Consider the following 20,289-nt stretch of genomic DNA (forward strand, 5'->3'; position numbering starts at 1 on the left):
ACTGAGCTTGATGAAGTCGTGCGTCACCCCGGCCCACTTCGTGGCGTTGACCCGCACCCCGGCGCAGCGCAGCTGCTCGGCATAGGCCAGACCCTCGTCGTGCAGCGCAAACCCTTGGCCGTAGCGCCGCTGCGACGGGGCGTCGTGCCCGCAACCCATCCCGGCAAATGCGACTGCACCCCGGGATAGCCCAGCACGCTGACGACGATGAGTTGCGCATGACGTGCGCTCAGGCGGCGACGATCCAGGTCCCGGCGCCGTAGCGCGGCCGGGCGAAACGCAGTGAACAGCAGGTCGCTGTGCTGCAACTGCGCATGCAGCGTGGCCTGCCCTTGCGCGGTTTTCAGGTCCAGAGTCTGCACCCGGATGCCTCTGTGCATCGCACGGTACAGCGCGGGCGACATCTGCGCCACCGGATCGCCGCTGGGTAGCTCGAACTTGCGCACCTCGGCACCCAGCGCGCGCAGCCGAGCCACGGCAGCCGGGCCTGGCAGATTGAGCGCCAGTGTGGTGATGCGCGTCCCGCTCAACGGTTTGAAGCGGGAGGAATGACGGGGGGAGAGACGAGCAGCCGAGGGCATGCGGAAATGGGGGCGGTGCGTCAGGGCGGCGCTCTGCGCAATCGCACTAGAAGCAATGTGCACGATAGAGGCGTCGGGTGGGAAGTTCAGCGATCGGTGGGCAGATAAAAGCCTTCCTTGATGTCCTCCATCACGACATAGCTTTGCGACTCGGCAGCCACTGGCAGCCGCTTGAGAATATCCCCAAGCAGGTGACGGTATTCCTTCATGCCGTGCAGCCGGAACTTGACCAGATAGTCGAAACCGCCCGACACCAGATGGCATTCCATTACCTCGGGCATGTGCAGCAGTTCCTCGCGCACAGCGTCGAACACATCGCCCGACTTGGTGGCGAGCTTGATCTCGACGAAGACCAGCAGGGTTTTGCCCAGCGCCTCGGGGTTGACGCGGGCGTGGTAGCCGGTAATCACCCCGGCACGCTCCATGCGCCTGACGCGCTCGGTGCACGGCGAAGCCGATAGCCCCACTTCGGCAGCCAGCTCTGTCATGGAGATACGGCCGTTGCGCTGCAGAATGTCGAGAATGCGGCGGTCGATGCGGTCGAAGTCGTACATGGCGTGCGGGAGCATCGAAAAGTAGAAATCTGCGCAGGAATTTTCACTGCGAACACCCATCAAAACAAGGAAATTTTTTGCAGATAGCCGACTAAATTTGCCGCATCGAAACACCCAACAGGAACCAGAAATGAAAGTCATCGTCCTTGGCGCCGGGGTCATCGGCACCACGACGGCCTACTACCTTGCCAAGGCGGGCGCAGAGGTCACCGTAATCGACCGCCAGAATGCCTGCGCGATGGAGACCAGCTTTGCCAACGCCGGACAGGTGTCGCCCGGCTATTCCACGCCCTGGGCTGCGCCCGGTATTCCGCTCAAGGCGATCAAGTGGATGTTCCAGCGCCACGCCCCGTTGGCGATCCGGCTCGATGGCAGCTTGTGGCAGCTGCGCTGGATGGCGCAGATGCTGCGCAACTGCACCGCCGAGCGCTACACGGTCAACAAGGAACGCATGATGCGGCTGGCCGAATACAGTCGTGCCAGCCTGCAGGCGCTGCGCGAGCAGACCGGCATTGCCTACGAGCAGCGCACTGGCGGCACGTTACAGGTGTTTCGCAGCCAAGCGCAGCTCGATGCGGTGCAGCGCGACGTGGCCGTGCTCGAGGAATGCGGCGTGCCATATCAGATTCTCGATCGCGACCAGCTCGCCACCGTCGAACCCGGTCTGGCGCATGCCTGCGACCGCCTGGTGGGCGGCCTGCGGCTGCCGCATGACGAAACCGGGGATTGCCATCTGTTTACCACCCGCTTGGGCGAGATGGCGCGCGCGCTTGGCGTGGACTTTCGCTTCGGCCAAGTCGTCACCGGTCTGAACACCGACGGCCTACGCATCACCGGGGTGCGCCTGGCTAAGCAGACGCTCACCGCAGACCGCTATGTGCTCGCGCTGGCCAGCGACTCGCGCGCCATCCTCGCACCGCTCGGGTTCGACCTGCCGGTGTATCCAGTCAAGGGTTATTCGCTGACCGTGCCGCTGATTGACGAGACGCTGGCGCCGCGTTCGACCGTGCTGGACGAGACTTACAAGATCGCCCTCACCCGCTTTGACAAGCGCATCCGCGTAGGCGGTATGGCCGAGCTAGGCGGATTCGACCTGCGGCTAAACCCGCGGCGGCGCGAGACGCTTGAGATGGTCACGCGCGATCTGTTCCCGGGAGGCGATCTGGCAGCCGCTGAGTTCTGGACCGGCCTGCGCCCGATGACGCCCGACAGCACGCCTATTGTCGGCGCCACGCGCTACGGCAATCTGTTCCTCAATACCGGACACGGCACCCTGGGCTGGACCATGGCGTGCGGTTCAGGCCGTGTGGTCAGCGACCTGGTGCTGGGCCGCAAGCCGGAGATCAGTGTCGAAGGGCTGGGCATCGACCGCTACGACCGTCACATTCTGCCCGTGCGGAGGCTGCACTCCAGGCCGGCTTGAGCACGGCCCTGCGACTCAGGCATTGGCCACCGCCTCGTCTGATACCGTCTGCAGCAATGCCTTGAGCTCCGCCTCGGTCAATGTCTCCTTGGCCAGGAGCTGGCGCGCACCCTCCTCGAGCATGGCGCGTTTGGCCTGCAGAATGGCGGTGGCGCGGTCGAACGCGGCATTGACCAGTTCGCGAACCGCGCAGTCGATCTCGCGCGCGGTCTGTTCACTGTACTCGTGCTTCGGCGGCAGAGCCGTCGTGCCGAGAAAGGATTGCGGCGTCTCCTCCAGGCTGACCCCGCCGAGCTTTTCCGCCATACCGTAGCGCGTGACCATGCTGCGCGCAATGTCCGTCACCTTGGCCAGATCGTCGGCCGCGCCGGTGGACCAATGCCCGTAAACCAGATGCTCGGCAGCGCGGCCGCCCATCAGCACCGCCATCTTGTTCTGCAATTCTTCGCGGGTCATGAGATACCGGTCTTCGGTAGGGCGCTGGATGGTGTAACCCAGCGCGCCGACGCCGCGGGGAATGATCGACACCTTGTGCACCGCATCGGTGCCTGGCAGGCTCATTGCCACCAAAGCGTGGCCCATTTCATGGTGCGCGACGATCTCCCGCTCCTTGGGGTTGAGCAGGCGGTTCTTTTTCTCCAGACCGGCGACGATGCGCTCGACCGCGCGGGTGAAGTGCGCCAGGGTGACGGTCTGCGCGTTCTCGCGCGTGGCCAGCAGCGCAGCCTCGTTGACCAGATTGGCCAGGTCGGCGCCGGAAAAGCCCGGCGTGAGCGCGGCGATCTGCTCCAGATCGACCGTGGGGTCGAGGCGAATCTTGCGTACATGCACCTTGAGGATCTGCACCCGGCCGATCTTGTCCGGCCGCTCCACCAGCACCTGTCGGTCGAAGCGTCCGGCGCGCAGCAGTGCGGGGTCGAGGATTTCCGGGCGGTTGGTCGCCGCAAGAATGACCAGCGAGGAGCTGGAGTCGAAGCCGTCGAGTTCGACCAGAAGCTGGTTGAGCGTCTGCTCCTTCTCGTCATGCCCGCCGCCGAACGGCACGGCGCCGCGGGCTCGGCCCAGCGCGTCGAGCTCGTCGATGAAAATGATCGCCGGGGCCTTCTGCCGCGCCTGCTCGAATAGGTCACGCACTCGTGCCGCACCAACGCCGACGAACATTTCGACGAATTCCGAGCCGCTGATGGAAAAGAACGGCACGCCGGCCTCGCCCGCCACGGCACGCGCCAGCAGGGTCTTGCCCACCCCCGGCGGGCCTACCAGCAATACGCCTTTTGGCGCGCGTGCACCCAGGCGGCCGTGTTCGGCGGGATGCTTGAGGAAGTCGACCACCTCCTCCAGTTCGGCCTTGGCCTCGTCCACTCCGGCCACATCGGCAAAGGTCACGCCGGTGCGGTTTTCCATATAGACCTTGGCGCGGCTCTTGCCGATGGACATGAAGCCGCCCATGCCCATGCCAGCCTTGTCGGCAAAGCGGCGCACCAGAAAAAACCACACCCCGACGAACACCAGCGCGGGAACCACCCAGGACAGGATGTCGGACAGCCAAGTATTGGTGTACTGCTGCGCGTAGGTCACGCCGTAGCGCTGCAGCTCGCTGGCGAGCTGGGGATCGACCCGCACCGCCACGACGATGCTCTTGCCGTTGGCGTCTGGAGTCTTGAGCGTGCCGGTGATGGTCTGGTCACCGATCAGCACGTTTTCGATGCGGCCTTCCTTCAGGTAGGACTGGAAGGTGCTGTAGGGCACGGTTTGCACCGTGCTGTACGACGACCACAGGCTTTGCACCAGGAACATCAAGGCGATGGCCAGCAGCCAGTAGCCCAGATGCACCTGTGCCTTCGGGTCGATGACCGGTCGGTTTTTCCCGGAAGGCTGGGAGGAGTTTTGTTCATCAGCCATGGCGCCCTCTCAGGTTGACTCAACCCAAATCATAGCGGTTGAACATGCGATTTGGGCACTAGCGGCGCCAGGCAGTTGCCGCCACAAACTCAGCGCATTTCGTCGCGGATGTACAGATCACCCTTCAGGCTGGCAATATAGGCGGCGATGTCCTCCAAGTCCTGCTTGTTGTACTGCGCCACGATGCCGCTCATGATCGGGTTGTTGCGGCCGTACAGCGGCGTCTGGTGTTTGGCCTGGTACTGCTGCAGGGCGTGAAACAGATAGCTCTGGTACTGGCCGGCGAGCTTGGGATAATTCGGCGCAATGGGCTTGTCCAACCCCGCACCGTGACAGGCGATGCAGCCGCCCTTGTTCACCAGTTCCTCACCTTTTTTGATGTCTGCGGCGTGGGCTGCCGAAGCCAGCGCAAGCAATGCAGCAAGGCCAACCCCCGGGATGATGCATTTCATTGTCGTGTTCCTCATTTGATGGGCTGGTCTTTGGCGACTGCGTAATACGCCGACAGATCGGCGATCTGCTGTGGGGTGAGGATGTCGGCCACGGCCTTCATCGTCGGGTTGCGCCGCACGCCGCTGCGGTAGTCCTGCAGGCACTGGGCAAGATATGCTGCGCTCTGGCCGTTGAGCTTGGGGGCACGGTATTCGGCCGGGAAATCGGTCTTGAAGCCGCCGCGCACGTTGTGGCAGCCTTCGCACATCGAACTGTCGTACTTGCCCGCAGCCGGATTGCCGGTGGCGGTCTGCGCCTGCGCCGCGGCGCAGACCAGTAGTGACAATGCGATCATGCTGAGGGATCGGAGTTTCATGGGTCGTCCTTGGAAGTCTGAACAAAAACAGAAAAAGCTGCGCACCGCAAGCGACACACAGCGGCGTGTCAGGAAACGGCGGGCATGATGTCAGCAGGCATGATCAGCAGCCAGGCCGCGCGCAACTGCAGAGGCAGCCCTGCGGCGAACATCACCAGCCCGGCATAGTGCTGGTCGTCGAGTGGGCTGAGGTTCCACAGGCACAGCACGTCCAGATATGGGGTGTAGAGCACCTGGGTGCTCCACACCCAAACGGCGGCGATGACCATCATCGGCAGACTGCCCAGCCAGCCGTACAAGCCGGCGATCCATCGTGTCTGCAGCCGCGTGCTTCCCGCCAGCAGCTGCGCCCAGAACATCAGCCCAGAGATCAGCAGCAGCAGACCGATCGGTCCGGAAAACAGCGCATTGGCCAGCGCGGTGTCGAACACGCCGGGCAGGTTGACACCGAGGGTCACGATCACAAACACCGCGGCGGCCACCCAGGGATCCAACAGCCAGTCGCTCCACATCGTGTGGGCAGGCCGATACCAGCGCGCGCGCGCCTGCGGCGGAATGCCCACAAGCAACAGCGGCGAGACGATCTGTCCCATGCTCATCAGCGCGATGGTGTAGCCGGTCATCGACGCCAGCGGGTTGTGCAGACCCCATGCCGAGCCCAGGGTGAGCAGGCAACCCAGACTGAACACGGCCACCCGCCACCAGGCCCAGCGCCCGTGCCATGCGACCAGCCCGTAGACCAGCAGCATCACCGCGACCAGTGCAACCCACCCACCCCAGGCCGCCAGCGGCCAGCCGTGTTGCATGATCAAGGCTCCAGAATGTGGCGCAGGTCGTCTGCCAGCCAGGCGGGATGGGTGAGCTGGCCGAAGCCGTAACGTGCGAGCAACCGGCCATCTGGGCTGACCAGGGTGACCGCCGCGGTGTGGTCGATCCAGTACTGCCCCGCTCCGGTATCGACCCGGCGCCAACTGATGCCCCATTGCCGCGCTGAGTTGGCCACCGCTGCAGGAGCGCCACGCAGACCGATCGCATCGGGCAAAAAGCCGTCGAGGTAGGCGCGCAGCACCAAAGGCCTGTCGCGTGCGGGGTCCAGAGTGACGAACACCACGTGCACCCGTTGCTGCAGCCCGCCGAGGCGTTGCACACTCTGTGCCAGGGCCGCAAGGGTGAGCGGGCAGACATCGGGGCAATGGGTGTAGCCGAAGAACACCAGTACCGCATACCCGCGCTGCTGCTGCCAGTTGAAAGGTCTGCCCTGGGTGTCGGTGAGGCCGGTGAATGCAGGCGCTGGATCGGGCTGAAGTACGGATCCGTGCAGCGCCGCACCGTGCGGCTGCATATGCGACCAGCCCAGCAGCGCAGCCAGCAGCGCCACGCTGACGATGGCCGCGCGCAGTGCCGAAGCCCGCCAACCTCCGAGCCCCGCGTGCGCGCCGCGCTCCGCTGCCGTTGCCGTTGCCGACGTAGCATCGCGCATTCCATCACCAGAGCACGAAGCCCGGGGCGTGGATCGGATGGGTCAGCATCGGCCAGAACACCGGCAGATACACCGCCAGGGTGATGACGAAAGTGATCAGCGTCCACATCCCCAGCGGTTCGGCAATGCGCGCCAGCGTCGAGCCATCGGCTGGGGTAATGTATTGGGTGAACGGGACCTCGACCATCGCCTTGGCGTCCTTCTGGCCAAACAGCGTGCCGAAGAACACGATGTAGTAGAGCACTGCGCCCACTGCGGCAATCACACCGCCGATGCCCACGATGATCAGCGCCGGGTGCACCGCGCCGTAGAGCTGCATGTACTGGTCATGCGGCAGGGCAGACACCCAGGCGCGACGCGGCACGCCGCCCATGCCGGCCCAGTGACCGGCAAAACCCCAGGTCATCAGCCCGAGGAACCACAGCCACACGCTCCACAGAGCCAGCTTCGGGCTGTAGAGCCTGCGACCGGTCAGGTGAGGCAGCAGCCAGAAGCTCACGCCCATGAACACCAGCGTGGTCATGGTGCCGACGGTCAGGTGAAAGTGCGCCGGGATCCACAGGGTGTTGTGCACCACATTGTCGAGCTGCCAGCTGGCATTGACGATGCCGCCCGCTCCACCGAAGATGAAGCTCACCAGCGCCAGCACCTGCGCCACCACCGAGGGGTCCTTCCACGGCAGCGCGCTCCACCAGCCCATCAACCCCATGCCGCCGCGGCGGCGCCCGGCGTATTCCAGACTCAGCGCAATGGTGAATGCGGTGATCAGGCTAGGAATCGCCACCGACAGCGTGAGCGCCGTGACGATGCCCTTCATCACCGGCGAGATGCCCGGGTCGGTGTACTGATGGTGCGTGCCTACTGGCAGCGAGAACACGAACAACAGCAGAAACGCCAGCCGCGCCAGCGGATCGGAGACCAGCTTGCCACCGGCCTGCCGAGGCAGCAGCGCGTAGATCGACACATACCCCGGCATCAGCCAGTAGTACACGATCGGATGCCCGGTCCACCAGAACAGCGTACGCGCCAGCAGCGGGTCGATGGTGTGTGTCAGCCCGAGTGCCCACGGATCGAGCAGGAACACCGCCTCGGTGCCCGCACCCAAGGCCGCGAGCAGCCACATCAGCAGCGTGGTCGCGCTCATATAGGTCACCAGCGGGGTGAGCTGCCCGGGATTGGCCTTTTTCCAGCGCGCACGCATCTCCAGCACGACGAACAGTGGCAGAATGCTCGCCACCACGACCAGGGTGATGCCCAGATAGAACCAAGCGCTGCCCTTGAGCGGCGCATACATGGTGTAGAGCACGCTCGATGAGTTGTCGAACATGCCATAGGCGGCCATCAGCGTGCCCAGTAGCATCAGCGCATAGGTGAACCAGGCCAGCCCCATGTTCGGCTTGAGCTTGAGCTCGCGCGCCGGCAAATACATCAGCCAGCCGGAAATGGTGAAAAAGGTGAACACATAGGCGTTGAGCACGCCGTGCATGGTCAAGCCCTGGTAATAGGACTTGAGAAACGGCTGCAGATAGGGGTAGAGATCGATTCCGGCGTAGTTGGTGCTCTGCAGTACGCCAATGATGATGCCGACCGCCAGCGCCGCAAAGCCCGTGACCCAGAAGGCCAGAAGCATTTTTTTCTCGCCGGCCAGTTCACCGGCAGTGGGCACCGCCAGAACGCGCGGCGCATTGTGACCGAGGGTTGCGCTCATGATTGTTTCGCTCCGGTGATGACGATGGTGCCGATCATGGCCTGGTGGCCGGCGCCGCAATACTCATTGCAGATGATGTGGTAAATGCCGGGCTTGTCGAAGGTGTAACTCACATGCCCGACTACACCGGGAATGGCGGTGAGGTTGATGCTGGTGCCCTGCACTTCGAAACCGTGAAGCACATCGCCGCTAGTGACGTAGAACGTGACATGTGCGCCGACCGGCAGGGTCAGCGGCGTGGCGGTGCCCGGCGTCCAGCTCCAGGCGCGGCCGATTTCGTAGACGTCATAACTGTTCGGCCCGGTCTGCTTCACGCCCGACCCCTCGAACGCGGCCAGCTGCGCCGGGCTGTTGGGGTTGGAATAGAACTCAGTGGTCTTGGCCACCAGCCCATAGTCGTGCACCACGAACCACACGGCCACGAGAAAGAGCGCGGCGATCATCGCAATGGAAATGAAAATCCAGACGCGCTCGTGCCGCAGCGCCACATGGTGGAACCGATCCTCAAAGACATCAGGGGTGGAAGTCGACATGGCATCCTCAGGCATGGAGAGAGAAATACGCGGCGACCATCGCCCACATACCGACCACGACGACGAACAAGGCAGCGACGATCACCCACGCGCCAATCGGCCGGGCATAGTTCAGATCGGGCACTGGCATGGCCGCATTCGGCGTGGTGCTGCCATCCTCCCGAGATACTGGCATCGGGGCATACGGCATTTCTTCTGGCATCGTTCTCTCTCCTCAGGGTAATGCGACAAAACGTCGCAGGTGCATTGACAAGATAAGTGGCCGCTTATGTTCTGGCTTGCCCTGGATCAAGGCGCCTGGACAGGCGATGTATCTTTTGTGACCGCATGCAACTGAAGCGCGGATGCGTCCTGCGCTGCCAGGGCGTCCGCACACAGTCGGTTTCGCAGCGTGTCCGCGATGCGCTTCGCGATGACCAGCAGATGCTCACGCGCTTGCGGTGAGACCTCCGCCTGCAGCGCCTGGTCGAACAGCTCCAGCCAGCGCACGAAATGTTCCGTACGTAACCCCAGCGGTCGGTGCGCTTGCAGCGCATTGCGGTGGTAACGCCCCGCAAGCAATCCCACCGAAGCCCAGAAATCCACCAAGCGGCTGTAATGCGCCTCCCAGTCCCAGATATGTGCTGCGAAAAGCGGGCCGAGTACGGCATCCTGCTGCGCCATTGCGTAAAAACGTCGCACCAGCCGCGCCAGAACCTCATCATCGAGCCCGGTCTGTTCGCGCAGCTGACGGGCAATCGCAGTGCGACGATCCCGCGGCTCGACGCAACCGGGTGTGGCGTCGAGCATTTGTCGAAACAGACTGTCGCCGCGCTCAGGCTGCGGCAACGAGTGCAAAGGAGTATGCTTCATGATGATCACAAAAGTGGAAACATATGTTCCACTATAGACCCGCACAACCCAACCCGCAAGTCACAAATTGAAGCTCACCCAATTCACCGACTATGGTCTGCGTGCGCTGATGGTGCTCGCTTCCGATCCAGAGAAGTCATTCAATAGCAAAGAGATAGCGCTGATCCTTGATGTATCTCGCGAGCACTTGATCAAAATCCTCCAGCGTCTGGCACTGGGCGGGTATGTGGTCAACCAGCGCGGGGTCGGCGGCGGCGTGCGTCTGCAAAAAAAGGCAGAGGAAATTCTTCTAGGCAATCTGGTGCGCTGGCTCGAAGATGGTCAGGGGCTGGTGGAGTGTCTGCGAACCGACGGGGGGCATTGCAATCTCACGCCGCTGTGCCTGCTGCGTCCGCTGCTGAGCGATGCGGCCGAGGCGTTTTATGCCCGTCTGAACCAGTCCACCCTGGCTGATTGCCTGCACCCGCCGCTGCAGCATTTCGTCACGCAGCGGCAACGCGAGTTGGATTGACCCAGCGCAACCCACCCTGACCGTCATGCTGACCGATGCACTGCTGCTCTACCTCCATCTGTCCGCAATGCTTGGACTGGTGGTCTTTCTCACCGCCAAGACCAGTCTGATCCGTGTGGAGGCAATCGATCCGGCAGCTCTAGAGCGCCTACGGCGGCTCGACCTCTGGGTCTGGGCCAGCTTTGCCGCGGTGGCGGTCAGCGGTCTGATGCTGGTGTTCTGGGGCATCAAGGGGCCGCAGTGGCTACTGCACAATCCTTTGCTGTGGGGCAAGATCGGGTTCTTGCTGCTGATGGCGCTGATGTCCTGGCCGTCCAGCCGAACCCTGGCGCTGTGGCGGCGTCAGCCCGCGGACATTGCCGCGCTCGAAATCCGTTGCGAACGGCGCTGGTTGATGGCGCAGTCGCATGTGATGGTGATCATTCCGCTGCTGGCCGTGCTGCTGAGCCACGGCTTCGGTTGACGCTTGGCCTAGCCTGGCGCGCGCCGCATGGAGCGGTTCGAGCCGCCGTCGTGAACGCGCCTGCGGCAAATTCGGTCACCTGCTGTATCAAACGATGACCGGCTCCGGCTCCAGATGCAGGCCGAATTTCTGTTCCACGCTGGATTGCACCGCCTGCGCCAGCGCGAGGATGTCGGTTCCGGTGGCGCCGCCGTGATTGACCAGAACCAACGGCTGATGTTCATAGACCCCAGCCCGCCCCCGCGACCGGCCCTTCCAGCCACAGGCGGCAATCATCCACGCTGCGGCCAGCTTGTAGGTGCCATCCTCCAGCGGGTAGCTGACGATGTCCGGGTGCTCTTCGAGAATCTCGTTGCGGATGGTGCGATTGACCACCGGGTTCTTGAAAAAGCTGCCGGCATTGCCCAGCAGCGCGGGGTCAGGCAGCTTGCTGCGGCGAATGGCGCACACCGCGTCGAACAAATCCCTCGGACTCGGATCGTGGACGTGGTGGCGCTGCAGCCAGCGCGCGACATCGGCGTAGCCGGTCACGGGCACCCAGGGTTTGGGCAATCGCAGGCGGATGGCGGTGATCACCGATTTGCCAGCCAGTTCGCGTTTGAACACGCTGTCACGGTAGCCGAGACGGCAGGCCGCCGCCGGCAGTGTGGCGCTGCGTCCAGTAACCAGGTCGACCACGTCCACCGATTCCAGCCGATCCGACAGTTCCACACCATAGGCGCCGATGTTCTGCACCGGCGCTGCACCCGCCGTGCCCGGAATCAGCGCCAGGTTTTCCAGACCAGGCAAACCCTGATCGAGCGTCCATTGCACCACCCGGTGCCAGGGCTCGCCCGCGCCGACCTCGACCAGGGTCGAGTGGGCATTCTCCTCGAGCACCCGCAGGCCGGCGATCTCGATCTTGAGCACCACCGCGTCGATATCCCGGGTGAGCAACAGATTGCTGCCGCCACCGAGGATGAATTTCGGAGCGCGGCCTAGCTCTGGATGATCGACCACCAGGCGCACATCACGTGCGCTGCGCAGGCGCACCAGGCGGCGCGCAACCGCCTCTACGCCGAAGGTGTTGAGGCCGCGCAGCGGCAGGTCGGTTTCGATATGCAGGCTCATAGAATTCGTCAGACCAATCGTCGCATTATCCCTTCAAGGAAGCCTCCATGCCGTCTTTCGATACCGTCGTCGAACCCGATCTGGTCGAGGTGCGCAACGCCTGCGATCAGGTCGCCAAGGAAATTGCCACACGATTCGATTTCAAGGGCAGCTCGGCGCACATCGAGCACGCCGACAAGGCCATTACCCTCACCGCCGACAGCGATTTCCAGCTCGGTCAGGTGCGCGACGTGCTGATGGCCAAGGCGGCCAAGCGCAAGATCGATCCGCGGTTTTTCGAGCTGGGCAAGATCGAGAAAATTTCCGGTGACCGGGTCAAGCAGGTCGTCACCGTCAAGGCCGGCATCGCGCAGGATCTGGCCAAGAAGATCACTGCGGTGATCAAAGGCTCCAAACTCAAAGTGACCTCTGCAATCCAGGGTGACGTGGTGCGAGTCAGCGGGGCCAAGCGCGACGACCTGCAGGCAGTGATCGCCCTGCTGCGCAAAGACATCGACGACGCGCCGCTGTCATTCAACAATTTCCGGGACTAACAGGCCGTTGAAAAACGTCGCGAGGATGGCCAGATGCAAGGCGCACGGCGCGCAGCGACCGAGACATATCAAATAGATAGGCGAGGCAGCGAGCACCGTGCAACGCCGCAGATGGCCCACCGCAGTAGTTTTTCAACGGCCTGATAAGGCCTGTTTACGCTATTTTTTGCGTCCAATCGGGCTTTCCTCGCCGCGCATGAGCTTGCGGATGTTGGTGCGGTGCCGCCAGATCAGCAGCGCGCTGATCAGAATCAGCGCCAGCAGCAAGGCCGGATCGGTCTGCCAGGCTAGCCCGCCGCCGAACCAGTAGTAGAAGGGCGCAAACACCGCGGCCACCAGCGCCGCCAGCGAGGAATAGCGGAAAAAGCCGGCCACGATCAACCAGGTAACCAGTGTGGCAAGCCCGAGCCAGGGCTGCACCGCCAGCAACACCCCGGCCGCAGTGGCCACACCCTTGCCCCCTTTGAAACCGAAAAACACCGGGTAGAGATGGCCGAGAAACACGGCCATCGCCACCAGCGCAACCCCCGGAGCGCCCAATCCGTTGGCAGGGCCGAACACCAACGCCAGCCACACTGCGGCCCAGCCCTTGAACGCGTCGAGTAGCAGGGTCAATGCGGCGGCCAATTTGTTGCCGCTGCGCAGCACATTGGTGGCCCCGGGGTTGCCCGAGCCGTAGCTGCGCGGATCGGCCATGCCCAGTGCGCGGCTGACCAACACCGCAAACGACAGCGAGCCCAGCAGATAGGCCAGTCCGGCAAATAGCAGCGCAATGATGGTCGACTGATTCATAGATGCCTCGCAAGGAAACCCGCGTTTTCAATCGCGGGAGGAATTGCAGGCGCGCAAAGCGCACCATGTGGTGTATATTGGAACGCATGATGCGCACCGCCCAGGTCCGACTGGACGTGACTGCGCAGCAGGCTGCCGCGTTGACGGCGCTGCGTTCTGCTGACGCGGACGCTTGCAACCGTCTGGTGCCTTTCGTCGTCGCGCACCGGGTCTGGAATCGGGTGGCCTTGCACAACCTGGCGTACAACGCGCTGCGAGCGGCCACGCCGCTGGGCAGCCAGATGGGCTGCAATGCGATCTTCTCGGTGTGCAAAGCCGACAAGGCACAAAAGGCGCTGGGGCGCATCCGCAAAGACCAGCCGCCTCCCGCGATCCGTTTCGACCATGCCAGCGTGCATTTCGACCAACGCACCTACACACTCAGGGGCGACGGCGTCTCGCTCTACACGGCTCAGGGGCGCATGACCATTCCCCTGCGCCTGGGCGCGCATCAGCGCCGCATCCTCGAATCCGGAAAGCCAAAGGAAGCGGAACTGGTCTTGCGGCAGGGCAAGTGGTTTTTCAACCTCGTCGTCGAATCCGGCGACGTGAAGCCGCTGGCATCCGGCCCGGTCATGGGCGTGGATGTCGGAGAAAACAACCTCGCCGCCGTGAGCACGGGCAAGGTCTTCGGCGGCGGGCATCTGCGCGATCGGCGCGACCGTTCCAAGGCGGCGGGCATCGTGGTCGAGTACGTCAACCCGGCCTACACGAGCCAGACGTGTGCGTGCTGCGGCGGCCTGGGCAAGCGGCTCAAGCATCGTTTCGTGTGCGAAAAGTGTGGTCTGCGGGCGCACGCCGACTGCAACGCCAGTCGAAACCTTGCCCGCATCGGCAGCGGTGCCCCGCTGCCGAGGGCGGTCGTCAATACGCCTGATGTTGGGGGTGTGGATAGGGGCAACCATGTCTGCGCTTCACAATAACAGGCCGTTGAAAAACGTCGCGAGGATGGCCAGATGCAAGGCGCACGGCGCGCAGCGACCGAGACATATCAAATAGATAGGCGAGGCAGCGAGCACCGTGCAACGCCGCAGATGGCCCACCGCAGTAGTTTTTCAACGGCCTGATAAGCCTGCGACTTCAGTCGCGGGTGGTTTACACCGAGAAGCAGATGGGCTCTCCCTACAATGTTTCCATGTCCGCCGCATTCCCGCACAACGCCGACCTGCATTGCCATTCGACCGTATCGGATGGCACGCTGTCTCCGGCCGAGCTCGCTGCCCGTGCGCATGCGAACGGAGTGGACCTCTGGGCCCTGACCGATCATGACGAGATCGGCGGGCTTGCCGAGGCCGAGCGCGCGGCCAGTGCACTGGGGCTGCAGTTCGTCAGCGGGGTCGAGGTTTCGGTGTCGTTCGCCGCGCAGACCATTCACATCGTGGCTTTGGGAGTGCGCCCTGACAGCACAGTGCTCCGGGAGGGTCTGCAGCGCATCCGTACCGGCCGCGACCAGCGCGCCCGGGACATGGCCGCCGATCTGGAGCGTGACCTGGGCCTGACGCAGGTGTTCGAGGGAGCCTTGCGCTATGCAGGCAACCCGGCCCTGCTATCGCGCACCCACTTTGCACGCTATCTGGTCGAACAAGGCGTGTGCCGCCAGACGCACGAGGTCTTCAGCCGCTTTCTCGTTCCGGGCAAACCCGGTTATGTCGAACATGTCTGGGCCACGCTGGATGAAGCGATGGGCTGGATCGCTGCGGCCGAGGGCATTGCGGTGATCGCCCACCCGGGCCGCTACCGCTTCTGCGCGGCCGAGGAGCGGACGCTGTTTGAGCGATTCAAGGAACTGGGCGGTCGGGCGATCGAAGTGGTCACCGGCAGCCACACCCCCGCACAATACCGCAAATATACCGATCTGGCGCTGGAATTCGGCTTTCATGCATCGCGCGGGTCCGATTTCCACAGCCCGGCCGAGAGCGTTTGCGACCTCGGACGCCTGCCCCCGCTGCCAGCCGATCTCGCGCCGGTGTGGGACCTGCTGCACTGACACGCATCATGGCGCAATATTTCCAGCTTCACCCGGACAATCCGCAGCCACGGCTGATCAAGCAGGCCGCTCGCCTGCTGCACGCTGGCGGCATCGCGGCCATCCCCACCGATTCGTCCTATGCCCTGGTCTGCCATCTCGACGACAAGGCCGCGGTGCAGCGTCTGCGACAAATCCGCCAGGTGGACGAGCGCCACCATCTCACCCTACTGTGCAGCGATCTGTCCGAACTGGGCAATTACGCCCGTGTCGACAATCGTCAATATCGCCTGATCCGCGGCTGCACCCCCGGGCCCTACACCTTCATTCTGGAGGCCACCAAAGAAGTGCCGCGTCGCGTATCACATCCCTCGCGCAAGACCATTGGCGTGCGCGTGCCGGATCACGCGGTGGCGCACGCGTTGATGATGGAAATGGCGCAGCCCCTGCTCGGGACAACGCTGATCCTGCCGGGAGAAACCCAGGCGCTCAACGACGCGCAGGACATTCGCGAGCGGCTCGAACATCAGATCGATCTGGTGCTCGACGCCGGCGCTTGCCTGAGCGAGCCGACCACGGTGGTCGATTTGTGCGGCGACGATCCCATCGTGCTGCGCATCGGGCGCGGCCCGCTGGACCCGTTGGGCATTCCGGCGTTGCAGTAAGACCGCCTCGATCCAATACTGCCTGATTCTGGGCGGTATGACTGGCCTAGCCGGCCCCGGCCCCCTACTCTCCCTACAATCTCCGTATGGACCAACTCATACAGGCCGTCACCGTCTATGCGTTGCCGGTGCTCTTTGCCATCACCCTGCACGAGGCGGCGCACGGCTACGCGGCGCGCTACTTCGGCGACAACACGGCCTATATGATGGGGCGCGTGTCGCTCAATCCGGCGCGGCACATCGACCCGATTGGCACCATTCTGGTGCCGCTGATCCTTTATTTCGCGACCTCGGGGGCGTTTCTGTTCGGTTATGCCAAGCCGGTGCCGGTCAATTTCGGTCGGCTGCGCAACCCCAAGCGCGACATGATCTGGGTGGCGCTCGCCGGCCCCGCGTCCAATTTCTTCCAGGCGTTTCTCTGGGGCTTGCTGCTGGTACTGCTGCATGCACTGGCGGTCCACGAGGTGTATTTCTACGACGTGGCCCAGGCCGGCATCCTGGTCAACCTGGTCATGTTCGTATTCAACCTGTTTCCCCTGCCGCCGCTGGACGGCGGACGCATCCTGGTCGGTCTGCTGCCGGTTCGCCAGGCGATTGCCTTGTCCCGGATCGAGCCGTACGGCTTTTTCATCGTCATGGCCCTGGTGCTCACCGGCATCGTCACCACCTTGTGGCTCAGCCCACTGATGGCGCTGTCCATGCAGGTGCTGCGCGTGCTGCTCAGCCCATTCCAGATGCTGCTTTGATCCCCACCGCCCGTCGCAACCCTTCCCTCGATGACCTTGCCTCACGCTTCCAATGAACCCGCGCACCAGGACGACCGCGTGCTCTCCGGCATGCGCCCGACAGGCGCGCTGCATCTGGGCCACTACCACGGCGCGCTGAAAAACTGGGTGCAACTGCAAGACAGTTACACCTGCTATTTTTTCGTTGCCGACTGGCATGCCCTGACTACGCATTACGACACGCCCGAAACCATCTCGGCGCACACCATCGACATGGTCATTGACTGGCTGGCCGCCGGTGTGGATCCGAACAAGGCCACGCTGTTCATCCAGAGCCGGGTTCTGGAGCATGCGGAGCTGTTTTTGCTGCTCGGCATGGGCACGCCACTGTCGTGGCTGGAACGCGTGCCGACCTACAAGGATCAGATCGCCAATCTCAAAGACAAGGATCTGACGACCTACGGCTTTCTTGGTTATCCGCTGCTGCAGGCGGCCGACATTCTCATCTACCTTGCCCGCTATGTGCCGGTCGGGGCGGACCAGATTCCGCACATTGAGATGAGCCGCGAGATCGCCCGCCGCTTCAATCACCTCTACGGCAAGGATCCGCTGATCGAGGCCCAGGCCCGTGCGGCTGCCGCCAAATTGCCAGATGCCGTGCGCGAACAGCTCGCTGCGCTTCGCCGCGCGGCCGATCAGGAGGGACTCACGGAACAGCGTGACAAGGCCCGCGAACTCATCGCCACCAGCAAACTCTCGCGCCTTGAAAAGGACGCGCTGCGCGCCCAACTCAGCGGCGGGCGACGCCAGATCCTGCGCGAACCCGAAGCGCTGCTCACGCCCGAATCCAGGCTCCCCGGGCTCGACGGTCGCAAGATGTCCAAGAGCTACGGCAACGCCATCGCCATCCGCGAAGATCGCGCCAGCGTCGAGCAAAAGGTCCGCCGCATGCCCACCGATCCGGCGCGGGTCAAGCGTACCGATCCGGGCGACCCACAGCGCTGCCCGGTCTGGCAATTCCATCTGGCCTACACTGACGACGCTACCCGTGACTGGGTGCAGCGGGGTTGCACATCGGCGGGCATCGGCTGTCTGGAATGCAAGCAACCCGTGATCGATGCCATCCTGCGCGAGCAACAGCCCATGCTCGAACGCGCACAGCCGTACATCGACAACCCCGCGCTGGTGCGCGACATCCTCGACGACGGCTGCACCAAGGCGCGTGCCACCGCGCAGCGCACCATGCACACGGTGCGCGAGGCCATGGGCTTGAAGCTCTGAGAGGGTGTGAAGATGTCGTCGCGAGCGGCAAGCTGCTCAGGCGCACGGCGCGTACAGTCGAGACATATCCGTCAGATCGGCGAGACCCGCGCACCGCGCTTTGCGGCCAGCGGGCCGCGCAGCAGAAAAATTCACAACGTCTGACCGCTGCTATCGCCGCCGAAAGCGCCGACCCAGCCAAACCGTTGCGCCCACGGCGACCACGACGGCCAACACAATCTCTTCGCCCATCTGCAGCCGGGCTGCAAGCTGGGTGATCGTCGCGCCGAAAAACCAACCCAAGGTGGTGATCAGTGGTGCCCACAACACAGCGCCGATCGCGTTGAACACCACAAAACGCCAGGGCGCAACACCTGCTGCGCCGATCAACACTGGGCCGGCTATGCGCATGCCATACAGAAATCGCATCGCGATGATCGCCCAGCCAGAGCTGCGCCCCAGCATTGCTTGAACCCGGGGCAGGTGTGCCTGCAGCCGAGGGTATCGCTGCAGTAGGCGGGGACCGTAGAAGCGTCCGAGAAAAAAGAACAGCTGATCGCCCAGGGTCGCGGCCAGCGCCGCCACAGCGACCACCAGCGGCCATTGCAGCCAGCCGCGCTGCGCGCCGTAGCCGGCGACCAACAACACCGTCTCCCCTTCTGCGAACGCACCGACTGCCACGGCAAGGTAGCCGTATTGCCTGACGAGTTCCTCGACCATCATGGCAACAGGAGATTTCAGTGAATCGGCATGAAAAAACCGGCACAGGGCCGGTTGATGATGCCGCGCCCGATCAAAACCGGGCGCAGCGCACTGCGGTGATGCAGTGAAATTAAAGCGGGCGGATGGCGGAAGCCTGCGGCCCCTTGGGCCCAGCCTTCACGGTGAACTCCACGCGCTGGTTTTCTTGCAGGGTGCGGAAACCCTTGGCTTGAATCTCAGAGAAATGTGCGAACAGATCTTCGCCGCCTTCATCGGGCTTGATGAAACCGAAGCCCTTGGACTCGTTAAACCATTTCACAGTACCGGTAGCCATGAATCAACCTTTAAGAAAAAAATAGACAAGTGCAAATCTTCAACAAGCCCGGAAAATCACAACTGTGAAACCGTCACAAGCCAACCCCGATGCTGCAAGGACAGGCTCTTGTTTCGACTGCGCTTCAACTATACACGCAAAAAACCGGCGTGCGTGACAAATTCGCCCGCGGTGGCCACCTCGACCCGCCCTATCGATCCGCCGCGGCCGGTTTGCACCGACAATGCAAAGTTGCGGCTGCTGGCTGCGGTCGCGTTTTTGGCTACGGCTCATGGCGGCCGATGCGGCTGACTCGGCATCGAGCGCTACCTGCAGTCGCCCCAGTCGTTTCACAAAGTGCTTGAGATAAAAACTCCAACTCATTGTTTATGCGTGTTTTTCGCGGATTTCACCATGACGCGCTGGCGCGGCGGTCGGGGCTGAGCATCGGCAATTTCGACGGCGTGCACCGTGGACATCAGGCTGTGCTTCAGTCTTTGGTGCAGACGTCCCGAGAGCGCGGACTGGTGCCGACCGTGCTGACCTTCGAGCCGCATCCACGTGATTTTTTTGCAACACAAGCTGGGCATCCGGATCAAGCCCCGGCGCATATTTCCACCCTGCGCGACAAGCTGTGCGCACTCAGCGCGGCGGGTATCGGGCAGGTGGTGGTGCTGCGATTCGATCAACACCTGGCTGCGCTGAGCCCGGAGCAGTTCGTCGATCAGGTCGTACTGCGCGGTCTGCGGGCCCGGCTCGTCCTGGTCGGCGACGATTTTCGTTTCGGTGCCCGGCGTGCAGGCGACTTTTCTCGACTCCAGGCCTTGATGCAGGCTGCCGGCGGCGAGGCCAGGGAAATGACAGCGATCACTAACGGCGCGCTGCGCGTATCCAGCTCGGCGGTGAGGCAGGCGCTGCAGGCCGGCGACATGCAGACCGCGCGCAACCTGCTGGGGCGCCCATACAGCATCAGCGGCCATGTGCTGCACGGCGCGAAGCTGGGGCGACGCCTGGGTTTTCCCACACTCAATTTGCGCTTCGACCGGGCACGTCCGGCACCGGCCGGAGTCTTCGTCTCCAGGGTGTTCGGTCTGCACCAGATGCCGTTGGACTCGGTGTCCAGCTTAGGAACCCGGCCGGCGGTGCAGACCGATGGGCGGATCCTGCTGGAAACGCATGTGTTCGATTGGCACGGAGATGCCTACGGTAAAATTGTCAAGGTGGAACTTCTGCACAAGTTGCGCGACGAAGCGCACTATTCCAACCTCGACCAGCTCACCGCGGCCATTGCGCAAGACTGCGCTCAGGCCCGTGCCTGGTTCGGCCAGCTCACCAGGCAGACCACCCGCGACCGAATTTGACCGCGTCC

25 protein-coding genes are annotated in these 20,289 nt (G+C 63.4%); 10 read left to right on the forward strand and 15 right to left on the reverse strand.

The genetic code is table 11. The features are described from left to right. Positions 1–23: 23 nt before the first annotated feature. Entirely contained in the window at positions 24–581 is a 558-nt protein-coding gene (locus ACZ47F_RS11840; protein WP_464924903.1) for a CoA transferase, read from the reverse strand. 86 nt (positions 582–667) lie between these two features. Further along, positions 668–1,135, reverse strand: a complete 468-nt coding sequence (locus tag ACZ47F_RS11845) for a winged helix-turn-helix transcriptional regulator (protein WP_464926635.1) — start codon at positions 1,133–1,135, stop codon at positions 668–670. 130 nt (positions 1,136–1,265) lie between these two features. Between ACZ47F_RS11845 and ACZ47F_RS11850 the strand changes: the two genes are divergently transcribed. Next, positions 1,266–2,558: a D-amino acid dehydrogenase gene (locus ACZ47F_RS11850; RefSeq protein WP_464924904.1), complete on the forward strand. Its 1,293-nt coding sequence runs from the start codon at positions 1,266–1,268 to the stop codon at positions 2,556–2,558. Positions 2,559–2,573: 15 nt separating this feature from the next. Here the strand turns inward: ACZ47F_RS11850 and ftsH are convergent, their stop codons facing one another. The 9 genes from ftsH to ACZ47F_RS11895 form a co-directional block, all read right to left on the reverse strand. Then, entirely contained in the window at positions 2,574–4,460 is a 1,887-nt protein-coding gene (ftsH, locus tag ACZ47F_RS11855; RefSeq protein WP_464924905.1) for an ATP-dependent zinc metalloprotease FtsH, read from the reverse strand. A gap of 89 nt (positions 4,461–4,549) precedes the next feature. Further along, positions 4,550–4,912 carry a c-type cytochrome gene (locus ACZ47F_RS11860; protein ID WP_464924906.1) on the reverse strand — a complete coding sequence of 121 codons (363 nt, stop codon included), beginning with the start codon at positions 4,910–4,912 and terminating at the stop codon, positions 4,550–4,552. An 11-nt stretch (positions 4,913–4,923) separates the two neighbouring features. Continuing rightward, positions 4,924–5,268, reverse strand: a complete 345-nt coding sequence (locus tag ACZ47F_RS11865) for a c-type cytochrome (RefSeq protein ID WP_464924907.1) — start codon at positions 5,266–5,268, stop codon at positions 4,924–4,926. 68 nt (positions 5,269–5,336) lie between these two features. Next, entirely contained in the window at positions 5,337–6,074 is a 738-nt protein-coding gene (locus tag ACZ47F_RS11870; RefSeq protein WP_464924908.1) for a cytochrome c oxidase assembly protein, read from the reverse strand. A gap of 2 nt (positions 6,075–6,076) precedes the next feature. Next, positions 6,077–6,748, reverse strand: coding sequence for an SCO family protein (locus tag ACZ47F_RS11875; RefSeq protein ID WP_464924909.1), 672 nt, complete (start codon positions 6,746–6,748; stop codon positions 6,077–6,079). Between the two features lie 4 nt (positions 6,749–6,752). Further along, the gene (locus ACZ47F_RS11880; protein ID WP_464924910.1) at positions 6,753–8,456 is read right to left on the reverse strand and encodes a cbb3-type cytochrome c oxidase subunit I; all 1,704 of its coding nucleotides are present in this window, start codon (positions 8,454–8,456) and stop codon (positions 6,753–6,755) included. After that, positions 8,453–8,989 (reverse strand): cytochrome c oxidase subunit II, encoded by a 537-nt coding sequence (locus ACZ47F_RS11885; RefSeq protein WP_464924911.1) that lies wholly within the window; start codon positions 8,987–8,989, stop codon positions 8,453–8,455. Before ACZ47F_RS11885 ends, ACZ47F_RS11880 begins: the two co-directional genes overlap by 4 nt. A 7-nt stretch (positions 8,990–8,996) precedes the next feature. After that, positions 8,997–9,191: a hypothetical protein gene (locus ACZ47F_RS11890; RefSeq protein ID WP_464924912.1), complete on the reverse strand. Its 195-nt coding sequence runs from the start codon at positions 9,189–9,191 to the stop codon at positions 8,997–8,999. Between the two features lie 86 nt (positions 9,192–9,277). Beyond that, on the reverse strand, positions 9,278–9,841 hold the full coding sequence (locus ACZ47F_RS11895) for a group III truncated hemoglobin (protein ID WP_464924913.1): 564 nt from the start codon (positions 9,839–9,841) through the stop codon (positions 9,278–9,280). A 67-nt stretch (positions 9,842–9,908) separates the two neighbouring features. Between ACZ47F_RS11895 and ACZ47F_RS11900 the strand changes: the two genes are divergently transcribed. Both ACZ47F_RS11900 and ACZ47F_RS11905 read left to right on the forward strand, forming a co-directional pair. Beyond that, the gene (locus tag ACZ47F_RS11900) at positions 9,909–10,352 is read left to right on the forward strand and encodes an RrF2 family transcriptional regulator (protein WP_464924914.1); all 444 of its coding nucleotides are present in this window, start codon (positions 9,909–9,911) and stop codon (positions 10,350–10,352) included. A 25-nt stretch (positions 10,353–10,377) separates the two neighbouring features. After that, positions 10,378–10,815: a DUF2214 family protein gene (locus tag ACZ47F_RS11905; protein ID WP_464924915.1), complete on the forward strand. Its 438-nt coding sequence runs from the start codon at positions 10,378–10,380 to the stop codon at positions 10,813–10,815. A gap of 87 nt (positions 10,816–10,902) precedes the next feature. Here ACZ47F_RS11905 and murB read toward each other — a convergent pair whose 3' ends face one another. Next, on the reverse strand, positions 10,903–11,925 hold the full coding sequence (gene murB / locus ACZ47F_RS11910) for a UDP-N-acetylmuramate dehydrogenase (RefSeq protein ID WP_464924916.1): 1,023 nt from the start codon (positions 11,923–11,925) through the stop codon (positions 10,903–10,905). 47 nt (positions 11,926–11,972) lie between these two features. Between murB and ACZ47F_RS11915 the strand changes: the two genes are divergently transcribed. Continuing rightward, complete coding sequence (locus ACZ47F_RS11915) at positions 11,973–12,458, forward strand: YajQ family cyclic di-GMP-binding protein (protein ID WP_464924917.1); 486 nt, start codon at positions 11,973–11,975, stop codon at positions 12,456–12,458. Positions 12,459–12,617: 159 nt separating this feature from the next. On the opposite strand, the gene plsY is transcribed toward ACZ47F_RS11915, so the two are convergent. Further along, positions 12,618–13,250 carry a glycerol-3-phosphate 1-O-acyltransferase PlsY gene (gene plsY / locus ACZ47F_RS11920; RefSeq protein WP_464924918.1) on the reverse strand — a complete coding sequence of 211 codons (633 nt, stop codon included), beginning with the start codon at positions 13,248–13,250 and terminating at the stop codon, positions 12,618–12,620. A gap of 89 nt (positions 13,251–13,339) precedes the next feature. Here plsY and ACZ47F_RS11925 point away from each other — a divergent pair, with 89 nt between their 5' ends. The 5 genes from ACZ47F_RS11925 to ACZ47F_RS11945 all read left to right on the forward strand — a co-directional run bounded on the left by ACZ47F_RS11925 (position 13,340) and on the right by ACZ47F_RS11945 (position 17,926). After that, positions 13,340–14,212, forward strand: coding sequence for an RNA-guided endonuclease InsQ/TnpB family protein (locus ACZ47F_RS11925; RefSeq protein ID WP_464924919.1), 873 nt, complete (start codon positions 13,340–13,342; stop codon positions 14,210–14,212). Positions 14,213–14,424: 212 nt separating this feature from the next. Then, positions 14,425–15,276: a 3',5'-nucleoside bisphosphate phosphatase gene (locus ACZ47F_RS11930; protein ID WP_464924920.1), complete on the forward strand. Its 852-nt coding sequence runs from the start codon at positions 14,425–14,427 to the stop codon at positions 15,274–15,276. An 8-nt stretch (positions 15,277–15,284) separates the two neighbouring features. Beyond that, complete coding sequence (locus tag ACZ47F_RS11935; protein WP_464924921.1) at positions 15,285–15,920, forward strand: L-threonylcarbamoyladenylate synthase; 636 nt, start codon at positions 15,285–15,287, stop codon at positions 15,918–15,920. Positions 15,921–16,006: 86 nt separating this feature from the next. After that, positions 16,007–16,666, forward strand: a complete 660-nt coding sequence (locus ACZ47F_RS11940; RefSeq protein ID WP_464924922.1) for a site-2 protease family protein — start codon at positions 16,007–16,009, stop codon at positions 16,664–16,666. Between the two features lie 90 nt (positions 16,667–16,756). Then, positions 16,757–17,926, forward strand: coding sequence for a tryptophan--tRNA ligase (locus tag ACZ47F_RS11945; protein ID WP_464926636.1), 1,170 nt, complete (start codon positions 16,757–16,759; stop codon positions 17,924–17,926). A gap of 150 nt (positions 17,927–18,076) precedes the next feature. Here the strand turns inward: ACZ47F_RS11945 and ACZ47F_RS11950 are convergent, their stop codons facing one another. Both ACZ47F_RS11950 and ACZ47F_RS11955 read right to left on the reverse strand, forming a co-directional pair. After that, positions 18,077–18,628: a DedA family protein gene (locus tag ACZ47F_RS11950; protein ID WP_464924923.1), complete on the reverse strand. Its 552-nt coding sequence runs from the start codon at positions 18,626–18,628 to the stop codon at positions 18,077–18,079. Positions 18,629–18,737: 109 nt separating this feature from the next. Continuing rightward, positions 18,738–18,941, reverse strand: a complete 204-nt coding sequence (locus ACZ47F_RS11955; RefSeq protein WP_055450940.1) for a cold-shock protein — start codon at positions 18,939–18,941, stop codon at positions 18,738–18,740. Positions 18,942–19,309: 368 nt separating this feature from the next. Between ACZ47F_RS11955 and ACZ47F_RS11960 the strand changes: the two genes are divergently transcribed. After that, positions 19,310–20,281 carry a bifunctional riboflavin kinase/FAD synthetase gene (locus ACZ47F_RS11960; protein ID WP_464924924.1) on the forward strand — a complete coding sequence of 324 codons (972 nt, stop codon included), beginning with the start codon at positions 19,310–19,312 and terminating at the stop codon, positions 20,279–20,281. Positions 20,282–20,289 lie beyond the last annotated feature (8 nt).

Source organism: Thiomonas islandica, from assembly GCF_055383445.1.